The 16,391-nt window shown below is 36.3% G+C and carries 13 protein-coding genes, 1 pseudogene and 1 riboswitch; of the genes and pseudogenes, 12 read left to right on the top strand and 2 right to left on the bottom strand.

Features of this window, described 5'->3' with window-relative positions:
• Positions 1–16: 16 nt before the first annotated feature.
• From BCR22_RS08695 to BCR22_RS08645, 12 genes and pseudogenes are all read left to right on the top strand, one after another.
• Entirely contained in the window at positions 17–1,645 is a 1,629-nt protein-coding gene (locus BCR22_RS08695) for a glycosyltransferase (protein WP_069654540.1), read from the top strand.
• Positions 1,646–2,000: 355 nt separating this feature from the next.
• Positions 2,001–2,486 carry a transcriptional regulator NrdR gene (nrdR, locus tag BCR22_RS08690; protein ID WP_069654539.1) on the top strand — a complete coding sequence of 162 codons (486 nt, stop codon included), beginning with the start codon at positions 2,001–2,003 and terminating at the stop codon, positions 2,484–2,486.
• 12 nt (positions 2,487–2,498) lie between these two features.
• A complete protein-coding gene (locus tag BCR22_RS08685; RefSeq protein WP_069654538.1) occupies positions 2,499–3,905 on the top strand; it encodes a replication initiation and membrane attachment family protein in 1,407 nt (468 codons plus the stop codon).
• On the top strand, positions 3,905–4,834 hold the full coding sequence (dnaI, locus tag BCR22_RS08680; protein ID WP_069654537.1) for a primosomal protein DnaI: 930 nt from the start codon (positions 3,905–3,907) through the stop codon (positions 4,832–4,834). The genes BCR22_RS08685 and dnaI overlap by 1 nt, the downstream gene beginning before the upstream one ends.
• Positions 4,835–4,990: 156 nt before the next feature.
• Positions 4,991–5,461: a hypothetical protein gene (locus tag BCR22_RS08675; RefSeq protein ID WP_083241795.1), complete on the top strand. Its 471-nt coding sequence runs from the start codon at positions 4,991–4,993 to the stop codon at positions 5,459–5,461.
• 21 nt (positions 5,462–5,482) lie between these two features.
• A pseudogene (locus tag BCR22_RS15945) lies at positions 5,483–5,674 on the top strand (hypothetical protein).
• A 128-nt stretch (positions 5,675–5,802) separates the two neighbouring features.
• Positions 5,803–5,973: riboswitch (M-box (ykoK) riboswitch) on the top strand.
• A gap of 463 nt (positions 5,974–6,436) precedes the next feature.
• Positions 6,437–7,213 carry an MgtC/SapB family protein gene (locus BCR22_RS08670; RefSeq protein ID WP_240485867.1) on the top strand — a complete coding sequence of 259 codons (777 nt, stop codon included), beginning with the start codon at positions 6,437–6,439 and terminating at the stop codon, positions 7,211–7,213.
• A gap of 29 nt (positions 7,214–7,242) precedes the next feature.
• A complete protein-coding gene (locus BCR22_RS08665) occupies positions 7,243–7,743 on the top strand; it encodes a GNAT family N-acetyltransferase (RefSeq protein WP_083241794.1) in 501 nt (166 codons plus the stop codon).
• A gap of 235 nt (positions 7,744–7,978) precedes the next feature.
• On the top strand, positions 7,979–10,639 hold the full coding sequence (mgtA, locus tag BCR22_RS08660; protein WP_069654536.1) for a magnesium-translocating P-type ATPase: 2,661 nt from the start codon (positions 7,979–7,981) through the stop codon (positions 10,637–10,639).
• 755 nt (positions 10,640–11,394) lie between these two features.
• Positions 11,395–13,998 carry an ATP-dependent chaperone ClpB gene (gene clpB / locus BCR22_RS08655; protein ID WP_069654535.1) on the top strand — a complete coding sequence of 868 codons (2,604 nt, stop codon included), beginning with the start codon at positions 11,395–11,397 and terminating at the stop codon, positions 13,996–13,998.
• Between the two features lie 126 nt (positions 13,999–14,124).
• Positions 14,125–14,565: a MarR family winged helix-turn-helix transcriptional regulator gene (locus tag BCR22_RS08650; protein ID WP_069654534.1), complete on the top strand. Its 441-nt coding sequence runs from the start codon at positions 14,125–14,127 to the stop codon at positions 14,563–14,565.
• Between the two features lie 174 nt (positions 14,566–14,739).
• Positions 14,740–15,144 carry an organic hydroperoxide resistance protein gene (locus tag BCR22_RS08645; RefSeq protein WP_069654533.1) on the top strand — a complete coding sequence of 135 codons (405 nt, stop codon included), beginning with the start codon at positions 14,740–14,742 and terminating at the stop codon, positions 15,142–15,144.
• A 54-nt stretch (positions 15,145–15,198) separates the two neighbouring features.
• On the opposite strand, the gene BCR22_RS08640 is transcribed toward BCR22_RS08645, so the two are convergent.
• Together BCR22_RS08640 and BCR22_RS08635 are read right to left on the bottom strand one after the other, a co-directional pair.
• Positions 15,199–15,876 (bottom strand): DUF2238 domain-containing protein, encoded by a 678-nt coding sequence (locus BCR22_RS08640; protein ID WP_069654532.1) that lies wholly within the window; start codon positions 15,874–15,876, stop codon positions 15,199–15,201.
• 19 nt (positions 15,877–15,895) lie between these two features.
• Entirely contained in the window at positions 15,896–16,375 is a 480-nt protein-coding gene (locus BCR22_RS08635) for a nucleoside 2-deoxyribosyltransferase (RefSeq protein ID WP_069654531.1), read from the bottom strand.
• Positions 16,376–16,391: the final 16 nt, after the last annotated feature.

The raw sequence follows: 16,391 nt of genomic DNA, 5'->3' as shown, positions 1-16,391 counted from the left end.
TTGAAAGGATGTTTTGATGAGAAAAGGATTTTTCTTTTTATTAGAATTCTTAGGCATAATTTTTTTGTATTTAATTCCTATCGTCTCCATATCATATATTGCAGTATATGAGTTGCTTCACTTTTTTCACCCGTCAATTGAAAGTTTTATTCTATCAGGAAAGCTTCCGTTATTGGTCATGTTGATTGTTTTTATACTAGAACTCATTATTCATTTTAGGTTTAAACCCCAACAGAGAAAATTATTACGTGAATTAGGAATCAAACCGCAAGTTAGACGCTATAAAATAGGCTTTTGGGCAAATACTCGAAGCCAGAAGATCAAGCATACAATATATAATAAAAATGGTCTTTTGTTACTATTTACGCTTACTTCGATTCTTTCTTTAGGAGTTGTATGGTTTCAATTTAGATTGCCGAGTGGTTATCGTCATTCGTTGAGTGGGGTTGCGCCTTTTTTTACAATGAGTGGAGGGATCGCATTAGCTACGCTTGTTTTAAGTACTCTATATACGCCATATGCATATGAAAAAGTTAGTCATCGAAAAATATATATATTAATGCCTATGTATAATGAACCAATCGAAAACATTAAAAACTCGTTTGAATCTATCCTAAATCAAAGTCTCCTGCCAACTGAATTAGTAGCTGTTGATGATGGCAGTTCACTTGTTGATTATTCAGAGGTTGCAGAAGAATATCGGAAAATTTTTGCTGAAAAAGGTGTTTCTTTTCAGTTTATTAAACAAAAAAATAGTGGAAAGCGAGCAGCTCAGTTAAATGCGTATAACCATTTAGAAATTTCCGATTTTCATAATGAGATTATTTTAACAATCGATAGTGATACTGTTTTTGATGAACATGCGATAGAACAAGGAATCATTCCGTTTGAAGATGAACGTGTATACTCTGTTGCGGGTGTGATCGTGACTAGAAATGTTACGGATAATCTTTTGACTGTGATCACAGATTTATTGGTGATTGGACACATGGTGCTGATAGAACGCTCAATGAATTCTATGTTCGGCAGCGTAGCCGTTAATAGTGGGCCAATTGCATTTTATAGAGCAGAGGTTTTAAATTTAGCGAAAAAATTAGGATATAAAAATGAAACATTTGGTCGTGTTAGAGTAGAATTTTCAGATGATAGTTTCTTGACTTTATCAGCGATGCTGTTGGGGCGAACTGTTGCTCAAATGACAGCCGTTTCATACACTGATTTACCAAATAAACTAAGCCATCATGTTAGACAACATCTACGTTGGAGCAGAGGAAGTTTTATTCGAGGTTTTTGGCGTTTAGCTTTGTTTCCTGTTAGCAGTTTTGTCTTTTTTAGACAGTCATTTGGCTGGGCGATGTTTGCAGCGATGAATGTTATTAAATATCAATTGATTTATTGGGTATTTTTCGTAATGAGCGATTTTCCATTAATTTTAATTGCTCCTTTAGCTTTTAGTGCGGTTTATTCCTTGGCATATCTTTCAATTCCAAGGAACGATTTAGCAAAAAGGGACAAATGGATTGTGTTCTTTGCGTTTCCTTTTACTGTGTTATGGGCAATCTTCGTATTATCGCCTGTTCGAATTTGGGGGTACATCACCCATAGGAATACAGGATGGGGAACGCGAGACAAAATAGAACTATAAGATGACAATGAGGCTGGGACAGAAGCGTTTAATCCCGAGAAATAAGAAGGAATTCACGAAAATTGTTTTTCAAATTTTTGTGAATTTCAGCTTATTTCCGAAGGGTTTGCTTCTACTCCCACCGTTTATTCGTATTTAGGGTGTGATACAAAAGTGATTTTTACTTTTGTACTACACCTATATTTTTTTTAAAAGCAGAAAATCGTTCTAAAATTAGAACGCAACAATAAGAAAAAAATGGTTAAGAAGTAAACGTTAATGGCTGGTTTCTCAAGCATTTCATGTTATAATATAGGAAGTATATTAAAACGAAACGTTAAACATAGATATTATTAGATAAAATGAGGTGAACACTATGCGTTGTCCAAGATGTCATCATAATAATTCTCGCGTAATCGATAGTCGACAAGCAGACGATGGACGTGCAATCCGTCGTCGAAGAGAATGTGAAAATTGCAATTACCGTTTTACAACATTTGAACGAATTGAAGCAGCGCCATTGTTAGTCATCAAGAAAAATGGTGACCGAGAAGAATTTAACAGAGAGAAGATTTTACGTGGTTTGATCCGATCAGCTGAGAAACGCCCAGTTGCTATGGAACAAATGGAGCAAATCGTTGACAATGTCGAAAATAGAGTACGTAGCTTAGGCGAAAATGAGATTTCAACTACTCTAGTTGGCGAATATGTAATGGAAGATTTAGTGAACTTAGATGAAATCGCCTATATTCGCTTTGCCAGTGTCTACCGTCAATTCAAAGATATGAGTGTGTTCTTAAAAGAATTACAAGGAATCGTAGACAAAGCAAAATCTTCAAATCCAGACACAACCAATGATTAAGGAGGTCTTTCCTTGAAAGAGAATTGGAAAGAAGTCCATCCTAAAAGTATTTTTCAAGTAGCACTATCGTATCCGTTATCCAATCAAGAACAAGCAGTATTGACACTTTTATATCAACCAATTATTGGTGCCGAAGCTTTTAGTTTATACTTGACACTCCTATCCGAAGTGGAAGAGTCTGGTGTCAGTGAGTCACTTTTTCATGCTGATTTGATTACGATGATGGACATGAGTATCAAACAAATTCAAACAGCTAGAAAGAAATTAGAAGGAATCGGGTTACTAGGAACGTTTGTCAAAGACGATTCTGAACTTGGCGCACATTTTTTATACAGGTTGAATCATCCTGAAACAGCTGAACGTTTTTTTAAAGATGAAGTATTATCGTTAACCCTTCTAAACATCGTAGGGCAAAGAAAATTGGACAAATTATTTGACCGCTTTAAACCAAAATTTATTAATTTGACTGGTTTTGCAGAAGTTTCAGCAAGCTTTAAAGAGGTGTATCAATTCAAAGAAGAACAAATCATTTCTCAAAGTAAGCTATTAAGCCAAATGGAACGATCTTTTAACGATCCAAGACCAGCACAAAAGCCAAGTGCAGTCAATGAAAGCTTTGATTGGGCATATTTTGTGCAAGGGATAGAAAAACTTGGAATCAAGTTGCCAGATAATAGTGTAGGATTCAAAGAAGAAGTATTTGTTTTCCATAACTTATTTGGCATTACAGAATTAGACATGATCGATTTTTGTTCTAAATCATTTGATTATTACACAAGTAAGATCGATGTAAAGGACTTTGAGCGAGCAGTCTATAGAACCTATGACCCTGATAAAAAGCAAAAACCAAGTGAATTTCAACGAAATGATTCGGTTGAGTTGTCTGCAGAAGATCAGCAGACATATCGGTATAACTCATTGAAAATGAACGGATTCTCAACACAAGACATTCAGATGATAATGGATAGTGAGAAGAATTTTCCGTTAAATTATTTAGAAGCACTAAAAAATGAACGTGGTGGGTATACAACCCCGCAAGAACGTTCACTGGTTAAATATTTAGTAAGTAAATCAGGACTACCGAACAGTGTAATCAATGTATTAATCAATTATGTTTATAATATTCAAAAGCAACCTACGTTGAAAGCTGATTATGTGAATCGAATTGCTAATGAATGGGCTCAAAGTGGTATTTTTTCACCAGAGAAAGCCATCGATCATGTACGCGAGTTAGCTAAAAAAGGCAAAGAACAAAAACAAACTAGGCAGCGATATGGACAAAATAATCGACCGATTCGTCAAGAAACATTACCAGATTGGGTAGATAATCCGGTTGAAGAGCAGAAACTATCTAAAGAAGAACAAGCACGACTAGACAAAGAAATTCAAGATTTCTTGAGTAAAGGAGGCGGCAATTAATGGAAGATGTAGGGAAAGAAATGTCAAAAATCATTCAAAACAGAGATATGAGTGAACGATATAATGAATTGGTTGAAGTTGTCCTTAAAGATACTGATGTACAGCAGTTCATCAAAGAAAATCGTGAACGATTGACGGACGATGATATTCGAAAAAGCTATTCGAAACTTTATGAGTTTGTTCAAGAAAAGCGTAAATATCAATTAAATGACCCAACGATGATTGCTCCTGGATATGAGCCTCAACTAACCTTGAATTTCCATTACATCGATGTGACTTATGTACCTACAGAAGCGTTGATCGCGAAGCAAAAGGAAGATGAAATTCGCAAACGCGTCCGAGCAATGGATATGCCTAAAGATGTCCGAGAAGCTAGTTTGAATAGATTTGATACGGCATCTCAAGGTCGTGCTCAAGCAATGGCCGAAACTATGAAATTTTTAAACGAGTATACAACAAATCCAAAAGAATTCTATAAAGGCTTGTATCTTCAAGGTACCTTCGGTGTAGGGAAATCGTTCTTATTAGGTGCAATTGCGAATAGTTTAGCTGAGCGTGGTTTTGTAACAACCATTGTCCATTTTCCGACCTTTACAGTTGAAATGAAACAGGCAATTGGTAAAGATATGGTTGGACCTAAGTTGGACGCTGTCAAGAAATCACCTGTTTTGATGATTGATGATCTAGGGGCAGAATCAATGACTTCTTGGATTCGAGATGATGTATTAAGCGTTATTTTACAATATCGTATGCAAGAACAATTGGTAACGTTCTTTTCATCGAACCTTGATTTAAAAGAGCTAGAGAAACATTTATCCGTGACCCAGCGTGGAGAACAAGAACCCTTAAAAGCTCGTCGTATCATGGAACGAATCCGTTACTTGGCTCAAGAAATTACAATGTCTGGTAATGATCGAAGAAATGGATAGAGCTGACTTTTCCGACTGCTGTATAGGTTGAGTATAGGTGACTGAAGTGTGTGATACTTCAGTTGCTTTTTTAATTTTTCTTAATACTAAATGCTCGTAATGGACTATGCAAGAGTCTAGCGTTTATAATAAAGTATCAACAATGGAGGCGTGTCTATGAAAAAAATTACTATAACATTTGTAACGGTTATTGCATTGATTTCTTTAGCCGCATGCACACAAAATAAAATCGACTCGTCAAAAGGAAGTGAAAAAACGTCAATGAGTAGTGAGAAAGACCTAATGATCGATGAAACCTCAACTATGAAAGATCAAGAAAAATCTCAATCCATTTTTACAGCTATTTTAGTTGAAGATGCTAAAAAAAATGATACAGTGGATCAATCGACTCGTTTAGTTCTAAAAGAAGTCGAAGCAGTTGAAGATCCAGAAAAAATGATTGGCATGATGAAAAATGATGGTGTTATTTTGAATGTCACAACGGAACAATTAGCAGATGGACTCACAGAAAGTAGTTTTAAGACTGGTGATAAAATCCAATTTACATTAGTCGGTTTACCAGCAATGACTATGTCGATTCCACCACAAGTTGTTGGGAATTCAATAATAAAAGTTGAAAAAATTTAATCATTTTGAAGTCGATAATGTTTGAGGTTGGGACAGAAGTCTTTAACTCCGAGAAATAAGAAGGAATTTACGAAAATTGCTCTTCAAATTTTTGTGACCAAGTAGGTACTGTGCAACATCAACTTGTTCCTTGTTGTGTTTTACAGCAATTTCGGCTTATTTCCGAAGGAGTTGCTTCTGCGCCCACCGTTTATTCGGTTACTAAGAGCCTGAAACATAACGTTTTTAGTTATGTCCCAGGCTCATCATTTTTGTTTTTTATAGAGTAAATAATTATTTTTTCAAAAAAAGCATTGACATTTGTTTTATAACGATGGTATAGTTTCACCTGTAAGATAACTAAATAGATTTGTTAGGTGAGGCTCCTATACAAACACAGGCTACTGCCCAAAAACATCGAGAGATGCCAATGGGTAGAACAGGGATTGTCGATTACAAGGCTTTTCATAAGGTAGCTAAAAGCTCTGCTTTTTACGTTGTATAGTGCCAAAACTCAACGACTAGATCATACAGGCTTTTTTTTGTGCGCTTATTTATGACCTTCCGCTGAGTTTTGGCGGAAGGTTTTTTGCTGTGAATCACTACGATTGGCCAAAGGACAGAGTAGATGATGAACAGTACTTGGCGAACGAAGAGAGAGAAGTAACCGAAATACTGAATCACGGCATATCGATCCCCCATCTCTGGTCCTAAAAACCAAAGTATAAAAAGGAAAGACAGAGTAGATGATGAACAGTACTTGGCGAACGAAGAGAGAGAAGTAACCGAAATACTGAATCACGGCATATCGATCCCCCATCTCTGGTCCTAAAAACCAAAGTATAAAAAGGAAAGACAGAGTAGATGATGAACAGTACTTGGCGAACGAAGAGAGAGAAGTAACCGAAATACTGAATCACGGCATATCGATCCCCCATCTCTGGTCCTAAAAACCAAAGTATAAAAAGGAAAGACAGAGTAGATGATGAACAGTACTTGGCGAACGAAGAGAGAGAAGTAACCGAAATACTGAATCACATCATGTCATTTCGAGCATACCAAACACTAACAACAAATCTAAGAAAGGAGCAAGCTTATGAATTTTTAATCAACATTATGGCCAGCATTTTTGCAGGAATGATTATTGGGGCAGAACGGCAATGGCGAAAAAAACTAGCTGGAATGAGAACAATGACCTTGGTAACATTTGGTGCATGTCAATTCGTTTCTTTATCCACTTTGATTCAGGATGATAGCAGTCCTACAAGAATAGCCGCTCAAGTAGTCAGTGGTATCGGATTCCTTGCTGGAGGCGTAATTTTGCGAGAAGGCTTTAGCGTAACAGGTATCAATACTGCCGCGACCTTATGGTGTTCAGCTGCTGTTGGAAGTTTGATCGGAGCGGGGTTTGTGATCGAAGGAATAAGTTGCGCAGTTGCTTTGATGCTCGTTAATATTTTGCTGAGGAATCTATCGTTTAAAATGGACAACTTGGCTGTCCAAAAAGAAGACGAACAAGTAGAGTCGATTCACTATCTTTCGGTTATTGCTAGTAATACAAGTGAAGTCATGCTTAGAACTGAAATTATTCAGTTACTCGATAAATATTGTTTAACCTTTACTAAATTCTCTTGTACCGATTTAGCAGGACAAAAAGTAAGACTATTCTTAGAAATCGAAGCGACAAGAAATGGCGTATTAGCAGTCAATACGATTATTTCAGAATTGTCTCAACTATCAGAAATCATAGAAATCAATCAAATGAGCAATTAAAAGAATGGAGGAATCAAAATGGTAAAACAGTGAAGGTCAACGTAATTAATTGGAATAGTGAAGAATATTGGAGAGGTATTTTTTTAAGAAACAAGCTACTTAAAACCAGTGCTGGAAAGGAAGGGATCAAAGAATTGCCTATTCATGAAAAATACGACCTCCATATGGCTGCGATGATTGACGGGGAAGTTGTAGGGACGTTACTTCTTTCAAAAAGAAGCCGCACGATGGCTCAGATCAAGCAAGTTGCGATTGATGAGTTGTACCAAGGATTTGGGATAGGAAAACAATTACTTGAATTTGCAGAAAAAATAGCAGAGCTGATGAACTTTCAATCTGTATTTTTAACTGGTCGTAAACAAGCTTGGGGCTTTTATGATCATTTTGGTTACCAACGTATAAGTAGCGCATACTCAGATGGGGATGTGATCTTAAAAAAATTTAAGAAGAATCTTTGCACAAAAAAGAACACTCGGAATTTCGGAATTATCAAACATATCACGCTAAAGGAGATGGAAACAAATGGATGACAGTAGTCAGATGATTAAGGGCTCATGGATAAAGAAATCTGTTGAAGAAATTATAATTATTATTGTCTATTTGTTTCTAGGGCAAAAAAGCAATTTCCTCCGCTAACAGATTTTCTTTTATCTATCAGTCCGATTCCTAAAATAGAGAGAACACAATGAGATTGTAAAGGATGATCGTTTGTATTAGACTATCCTACATTTCATTAATCAGAGTTTTAGAAAGAAGGAGAAGTACATGGATAAAAGAACAGCATTAACTAAAAAAAATAATCAGTCATATGAATATTTTGCACGGAACTCAGCCGAAAATATCATTACCTTTTTCAACTCTTCCAAAATGGGACTATCAAACCAACAAGCAGTTTTATCAAGAGAGGAATTTGGTGAAAATACAATTACTCACGGCAAAAAAACACCGCTATTCGTTGAAATAATCAAAGCTTATTTTACGCCATTTACAATTGTTTTGATCGCACTTGCTATTATTTCCTTTATAACAGATTATGTTATTGCACCACCAGCAGATCGTGATCTTATAGGTGTACTTATCATCATGGCGATGGTGTTGATCAGCGGTACAATGACATTGATTCAATCGGTTAAATCAAATCAAGCAGCAGAAAAATTGAATAACATGGTAAAGATTACGGCAACCGTTGTCCGTAGAAAAAAAGAAGTAGAACTTCCAATAGAAGAAATCGTCTGTGGCGATATCATAAAATTATCTGCAGGTGATATGATTCCAGCTGATATCCGTTTAACCAAAACAAAAGACTTATTTGTGTCTCAATCTGCAATGACGGGCGAAAGTTATCCAGTTGAAAAAAGAGCAGATTACAAGTTAAAAGGAAACAGCGTGGAAACAGAATATGAAAATATTGTTTTTATGGGCAGTAATGTTATTAGCGGTAGTGCAGAAGGAATTGTTGTTTCAGTAGGAGATAACACTCTTTTTGGAAAAGTAGCACAAGATGTTTCAGATAAAAACCCTCAAACAAATTTTGAAGTCGGCATCAGCAAAACTTCATGGTTGTTGATTCGATTTATGTTAGTCATGGCGCCAGCAGTATTTTTAATTAACGGATTAACAAAAGGTGATTGGTTTGAAGCGTTTCTTTTCGGGTTGTCTGTAGCGGTGGGGCTAACACCTGAAATGCTGCCGATGATCGTGACGACGAATCTTGTTAAAGGCGCTTCAAGTATGGCTAAAAAAGGCACAATTATCAAAAATTTAAACGCGATTCAAAATTTTGGTGCAATTGACGTTCTATGTACAGATAAGACAGGTACATTGACTCAAGATAAGATTATTTTAGAGTATCATTTAGATTGTGATGGCAAGGAAGATAGCCGAGTGTTGCGCCATGCATTCTTTAATAGTTATTATCAAACAGGCTTGAAAAATTTAATGGATGTCGCAATTATTGACGCCGCAAAAGAAGAATTATCAATCGATTCTTCTAAATACAAAAAAGTAGATGAAATTCCTTTTGATTTTAAACGACGTCGTATGAGTGTTGTGATCGAAGATACATCTGGCAAAACGCAAATGATTACAAAAGGTGCCGTCGAAGAAATGTTAGAAATTTCAAGTTTTGTAGACTATCAAGGAACCGTGACGCCTTTAACAGAATCACTTAAAAAAGAAATTTTGAAAACCGTTGAAGAATTGAATGAAGACGGGCTACGTGTGTTAGCTGTTTCTCAAAAAACAAACCCAGCGACCATTGATGAGTTTTCTGTCTCAGATGAAAATGAAATGGTTTTAATTGGGTATCTTGCATTCCTTGATCCGCCAAAAGAAACAACAAAAGCTGCATTGGAAGCGTTGAAAAAACATGGGGTTGGGGTCAAAGTATTGACTGGTGATAATGCTCTGGTGACGAAATCAGTTTGTAAACAAGTTGGACTAGCAAATGAAGAACTGATTACAGGGAATGAAATTACTAAAATGAATGATTTTGAACTAAAAACGATTGCTGAAAAGTATAATATTTTTGTGAAATTGACACCTCAACAAAAAACGCGGATCGTTCAAGTATTAAGAGAAGCTGGCCATACCGTTGGTTTTATGGGAGATGGGATCAATGATGCCCCAGCAATGAAAGAAGCTGATGTTGGTATTTCTGTCGATACGGCGGTTGATATTGCAAAGGAATCGGCAGATGTTATTTTACTTGAAAAAGACTTGATGGTCTTGGAACGAGGGCTATTAGCAGGAAGAACGACTTTTGGTAATATCATGAAGTATGTCAAAATGACGGCGAGTTCTAATTTTGGTAATATGTTTTCAGTTGTAGTAGCAAGTATCTTTTTACCGTTTCTACCTATGTTACCGTTACAACTACTCTTTTTAAATTTGATTTATGATATTTCATGTATGTCAATTCCTTGGGATCATGTAGACGATGAGTACCTAGAGCAACCTAAAAAATGGAACGCTTCAAAGATTGGTTCGTTTATGAAATGGTTGGGCCCTACAAGTTCAGTTTTTGATATTACGACTTATTTGTTAATGTATTTTGTCATTTGTCCTCAACTAGTCGGAGGAAACTACCATGATTTAGATCCAGCGCAACAAGCGACTTTTATTGCGATTTTTCACGCTGGTTGGTTTATAGAATCTCTTTGGTCACAAACGTTGGTGATTCATACATTGCGAACACCTAAAATTCCGTTTATCCAAAGCAGAGCGTCGTTTATTTTAACGACTATTACGTCTTTAGGAATTGCGGTTGGAACGATTTTACCGTTTACAAGTTTTGGACAAAGTTTAGGATTAGCTGAGCTGCCGTTAAATTACTTTGCTTGGTTAGGTTTAACAATAGTGTCCTATTTATTCCTAGTCATGATCGTAAAAAAATTCTATGTCAAACGATTTGGAGAATTACTATAAGATTGAGTAAAAGATTGAGTCCAATTGATTTTGGATATCAATCTTTTTTCTGATTAGCCGCATATCTTTTGCTAAAATAAAACGTTGCGTTATTATAAAGAGAAGGAAAATAAAAAAGAGTGTTTTTCGTTTGACCTTTACTGACTAAATGAGTATAATAACGATATAAGGTCAAAATTAATCAGACCTTATGCTTTTTTATAAGTTAAAAGTACTATTTATATAGTAGAAATTAAAGAGCTTATTCAGCTTTAACAATTATTTAGCTACGCAGGCTAGCTCTTCGGAAAAAAGATAAAATCTAAATGAGGCAACAAGCACCTCAGTCAGATTTTCCTATTTTTCTGTCAGAGCTGTACGAGCCCGCTCCGCTTTACATTATCTAGCTACGCGGGCTAGTTCTTCGGAAAAAAGATAAAATCTAAATGAGGCAAAAAGCATCTCAGTCAGATTTTCCTATTTTTCAGTCAGAGCTGTACGAGCCCGCTCCGCTTTACATTATCTAGCTACGCGGGCTAGCTCTTCGGAAAAAAGATAAAATCTAAATGAGGCAAAAAGCACCTCAGTCAGATTTTCCTATTTTTCTGTCAGAGCTGTACGAGCCCGCTCCGCTTTAACAATTATCTAGCTGCACAAATCAATCCTTATGAAAATAGACAAATTACCAATGAAATAAAGAACGTTTCAATGTTAATTTCCTGATTTTCTACAGGATAAATCGATTTGTTCCGCTTTTAAATTTAGGAGGTAATTCTATGAACATCGAAAAAATGACAACGACATTACAAGAGGCAATTGCAGAGGCGCAACAAGTAGCCGTTACTCGTCATCATCAGGAAATAGATATTGCGCACCTATGGAAGATTTTTTTGCAACCTAATCATTTTGGGCGTAATTTTTATACAGATGCAGGCGTTGATGTAGACGCTTTTGAACGAGAAATCGATAAAGCAATCGATGAATACCCAACTATTCAGGGTAGCAACATTCAATATGGTCAAAGTATGAGCCAAAATTTGTTTAATTTATTAGGTGAAGCAGATAAACTTAGAGAGTCATTCCAAGATGAATTTTTAGCAACTGAAATCGTGATTTTAGCGTTGATGAAATTGAAAAACTACCGTTTAACAAGCTATTTAACAAGTCAGGGAATCACAGAAAAAGAATTACGTAAAAATATAGAAGACATGAGAGGGGGAGATCGTGTGACTTCTCAAAATCAAGAAGAACAATACAAAGCTTTAGAAAAATATGGGGTAGATTTAGTACAACAAGTGAAAAGCGGCAATCAAGATCCCATAATCGGCCGTGATGAAGAGATTCGAGATGTGATTCGTATTCTTTCGCGGAAGACAAAAAATAATCCTGTGCTGATTGGTGAACCAGGCGTTGGGAAAACAGCAATTATCGAAGGGTTAGCCCAACGAATCGTTCGCAAAGATGTACCTGAAAATTTAAAGGACAAAACTATCTTTTCATTAGATATGGGTGCATTGATCGCTGGCGCTAAATTCCGCGGTGAATTTGAAGAACGCTTGAAAGCAGTTTTAAAAGAAGTGAAAAAAAGTGAAGGACGTATCATTCTTTTCATTGATGAAATTCACAATATTGTTGGTGCCGGTAAAACAGAAGGTAGTATGGACGCTGGCAATCTGTTAAAACCTATGTTGGCCCGCGGTGAATTGCATTTGATTGGAGCAACAACACTAGATGAATATCGCCAATATATGGAAAAAGACAAAGCCTTAGAACGTCGTTTCCAAAAAGTCTTAGTTAAAGAACCAACTGTTGAAGATACAATCAGTATTTTACGTGGCTTAAAAGAACGATTTGAAATTCATCATAGCGTGAACATCCATGACAATGCTTTAGTTGCTGCAGCAACGTTATCTGACCGCTACATCACGGATCGTTTCTTGCCAGATAAAGCTATCGATTTGGTCGATGAAGCGAGCGCAACGATTCGAGTTGAAATGAATTCAATGCCGACCGAGCTTGACCAAGTAACACGTCGATTGATGCAATTAGAGATCGAAGAAGCTGCCTTGAAAAAAGAATCCGATGATGCTAGTAAAAAACGTCTAAATGCATTGCAAGAAGAACTGGCAGATCTTCGTGAAGAAGCGAATGCCATGAAGATGCAATGGGAAACAGAAAAAGAAGAAGTGAATGCTGTCAGCAATAAACGTGGTGAAATCGACAAGGCAAAACATGAATTAGAAGATGCTGAAAACAATTATGACTTAGAACGAGCAGCTGTTTTACGTCATGGTACGATTCCTAAATTAGAAGAAGAGCTAAAACAACTTGAAGAAAAAAATGCTAAAGACAATGTCCGGATGGTACAAGAAGCCGTGACTGAAAATGAAATTGCACAAGTTGTGGGTCGTTTAACAGGGATTCCTGTAACAAAACTAGTTGAAGGTGAACGTGAAAAACTAATGAAATTGAATGAAACACTTCATAAACGTGTCATTGGTCAAGATGAAGCCGTAGATGCTGTAAGTGACGCAGTAATACGTTCACGCGCTGGTTTGCAAGACCCAAATCGTCCGTTAGGTTCATTCTTATTCTTAGGGCCAACAGGTGTTGGGAAGACTGAACTTGCTAAAGCATTAGCAGAAGACCTATTCGATTCAGAAGACCACATGGTCCGAATTGATATGAGTGAGTATATGGAGAAACATAGTGTGTCTCGTTTAGTTGGAGCACCTCCAGGCTATATCGGCTATGAAGAAGGTGGTCAATTAACGGAAGCTGTTCGCCGCAATCCATATACGATCGTCTTATTAGATGAAATCGAAAAAGCACATCCAGATGTGTTCAATATTTTACTACAAGTCTTAGATGACGGTCGTTTGACTGACTCGAAAGGACGAGTAGTTGATTTCAAAAATACGGTCTTGATCATGACGAGTAATATCGGTTCTCAACTTTTACTTGAAGGTGTGACCTCAGAAGGAACGATTCCAGAAGAAGTAGAAGAACAAGTAATGACCATTTTACGCGGCAATTTTAAACCAGAATTCCTAAATAGAATTGATGACACAATCCTGTTTACACCGCTAAGCTTAGAAAATGTCAAAGGCATTATCGGAAAAATGACTGCTCAATTGGCAAGACGTTTAGAATATCAAGAGATCGAATTAGTCATTTCTGATGAAGCTAAAACATGGATCGCAGAAAGTGGCTATGACCCAGCTTATGGTGCACGTCCATTGAAACGTTTTATTACAAAAGAAGTCGAAACGCCATTGGCAAAAGAGATTGTGTCGGGCAAAGTCTTACCTAAAACCAAAGTAACAATCAGCTTGTTAGGTGAACAATTAGTTTTCAAAAATGAACCGATAGAAGAATAAAATCAAAAATGAGATAGCCTATTTAAGCGGCTGTCTCATTTTTTCGCGTAAGTATAAAATATTGATTTTAAAAACGATATTGTGTAGAATCTAACTATTATATTAAGCAATTAAAAGAGGGATCCAGTGGCTAAAAAAAACAGACGACTAGAAGAGCAATTGTGTTTTTCATTACAAACAGCTTCAAAGCAATTTAATAGGATGTATGCGAAAGCATTAAAACCATTTCAGTTAACCTATCCTCAATACTTGGTGTTACTAGTTTTATGGGAATACTCAGATCAGCGGATTTCAGACATTGGAGAAAAACTTGCGCTGGATACAGGAACATTGACACCGATGTTGAAAAGAATGGAAAAAAATGGGTACATTAATCGAAATAGATTACGTGAAGATGAACGCATTGTGATCATTTCACTTTCTGAAAAAGCAATTCAGTTAGAGACTGCAATTTATGATCAAGTAGAGGGATGCCTGACTCAGCTGGATTTTAATGAAAAAGAGTATTTTGCTTTGATCGAACAAGTCAACTCTTTAAGCAAGCAAATTGGCAGTATTGACCAATAACAGATAGATTATCAAGATTTCAAGAAGCAATGAGCGATTAAGCGTACACTTTTTGCAGTCTTTTTATTAAAAAAATCACTACAGTTGAAGCAAACTAATGTACATCTGTATAAATATTGTGTACAATTTAATTGTACGATAGAGCTATGATAATAAGAATTGGAGGAATGAATCATGAAAAAAATCTATTCAACAACAATCATCAATACCGGCGGAAGAGAAGGGGAAGTCTTTTCACCAGATAAATCATTCAGTTATCAAGTAACTTCGCCTGGACCTCATCAAGAAAATAAAACGAATCCAGAACAATTATTTGCAGCAGCGTATAGCTCTTGTTTCAACAGTGCATTAGAACTTGTAATGGCTAATCAAAAAATCACATCAAAAAGCACAGTAAAAGCTACCGTTTCTTTATTCAGTGATGAAGAATCTGGATTCCAAGTTGGCGTGGTTCTGTCAGTGAAAATCGATGATGTCGATCGTGAAACGGCTGAAGCGTTAGTGAAGGCTGCCCATGAAGTATGTCCTTATTCAAAAGCAACAAGAGGGAATATTTCAGTTGAGTTAGAAGTAGAATAATAGCAAGAAAAGCTCAGAATAAAACGAAAAAGTCGTTTAGTTCTGAGCTTATTTTTATTTAGTTACTTTTCTAAATGCATAAGCTTTAAAATAGTCTGGTTTATGTCGTTGAGTAAAACTATAAACCGTTAAAATCAAAGCACCAATCGTATTGGTAAGTAAGTCACCCATGGTATCCATCAAGGCTTCGCGACCGATATATGGCTGTCCAGCTTCTGTCATGTAACGTTGTAAGTTCATATTTCCCAGCGAATCACATAGGAATTCCCAGAACTCCCAGAAAACTCCGCATAATCCAGCGAATGCAAACCCCATGATAATGAATAGCCAAGGACTGATTTTTGAAAAATCTGACTCACGTAAACAATACCCAATGATCGCATACCCCACAGCCACTAACAAAATAGGACTAACGGCATGAAGAATTTTATCCCAAAAGGGCACGATAATGATCAAGCGCAAACCGGTGCCAAGAAAAACGGCGATCCAGATAAAAAACCAATAATACAGGCGGACCATTTTAGGGAAAACCAAGCCTGTAAATTTTGTGAAAATAAAAGGGACAAAAATCACAGCAATCCCTGCAATCATTTCAAATGTCAACAACATATATTGTTCTGTTGGTTGAACGACAAATGTCTTCACGATATTGACGATCAATGTGATAATACCGAACACAAGTAACAAATAAAATGCATTTTTTTCTTGTTTATCCTCAAATTCTAACTTCATAGAAAAGCCTCCGATGTGTTTATTTGTTTAACGTTTGTTTGATTGAATCTAAAAATGATTGCTCATCACTGACGACGGCTCCATTTAATTTTACCAAACCAATTGTATATAGGTTTAGATAATGGAATTGATTTTCAGCAATATCGCCTAAGGCTGCTAATTTCTTTTGATTATTGGCACCTTGTTGGCGTGTATCGTTATAAAGACCGATCATTGGAATATTTTTAGCATAGGCCACACCAATTTCAGAAGCCACCCCAGCATCGATCGTAATTCCGTCTAAAATAGCAACAAGTAAATCACTTTCAAGTACTTTTTCAGTATCAGCTAGAGCTATCATCTTACTGTCAGCATAGGCTGTCTTATCATTGATCCCTTCATTTTCTTGTGGTAAATAAACCTCGATTGAATCATCTAATTCACGAATTTTTTTTACTAAATATTCATTATAAAGAAGGTCTGCTTTGGCAAACATTGGTCCTGCAAAATATATATTCATTTTTTCACCTCTAAGT

This window comes from Enterococcus plantarum (assembly GCF_001730295.1).
GTDB classification, from domain to species: Bacteria; Bacillota; Bacilli; order Lactobacillales; family Enterococcaceae; genus Enterococcus_L; species Enterococcus_L plantarum.
Note: the sequence above shows the minus strand (reverse complement) of the source record. Positions and strands in the feature narration are given on the sequence as shown.

What these genes read in the sequence shown, in the direction of transcription:
- mgtA (WP_069654536.1), top strand. Translation starts at nt 7,979, where the DNA reads ATGGATAAAAGAACAGCATTAACTAAAAAAAATAATCAGTCATATGAA.
- nrdR (WP_069654539.1), top strand. Translation starts at nt 2,001, where the DNA reads ATGCGTTGTCCAAGATGTCATCATAATAATTCTCGCGTAATCGATAGT.
- BCR22_RS08675 (WP_083241795.1), top strand. Translation starts at nt 4,991, where the DNA reads ATGAAAAAAATTACTATAACATTTGTAACGGTTATTGCATTGATTTCT.
- BCR22_RS08695 (WP_069654540.1), top strand. Translation starts at nt 17, where the DNA reads ATGAGAAAAGGATTTTTCTTTTTATTAGAATTCTTAGGCATAATTTTT.
- BCR22_RS08640 (WP_069654532.1), bottom strand. Translation starts at nt 15,876, where the DNA reads ATGAAGTTAGAATTTGAGGATAAACAAGAAAAAAATGCATTTTATTTG.
- dnaI (WP_069654537.1), top strand. Translation starts at nt 3,905, where the DNA reads ATGGAAGATGTAGGGAAAGAAATGTCAAAAATCATTCAAAACAGAGAT.
- BCR22_RS08645 (WP_069654533.1), top strand. Translation starts at nt 14,740, where the DNA reads ATGAAAAAAATCTATTCAACAACAATCATCAATACCGGCGGAAGAGAA.
- clpB (WP_069654535.1), top strand. Translation starts at nt 11,395, where the DNA reads ATGAACATCGAAAAAATGACAACGACATTACAAGAGGCAATTGCAGAG.
- BCR22_RS08635 (WP_069654531.1), bottom strand. Translation starts at nt 16,375, where the DNA reads ATGAATATATATTTTGCAGGACCAATGTTTGCCAAAGCAGACCTTCTT.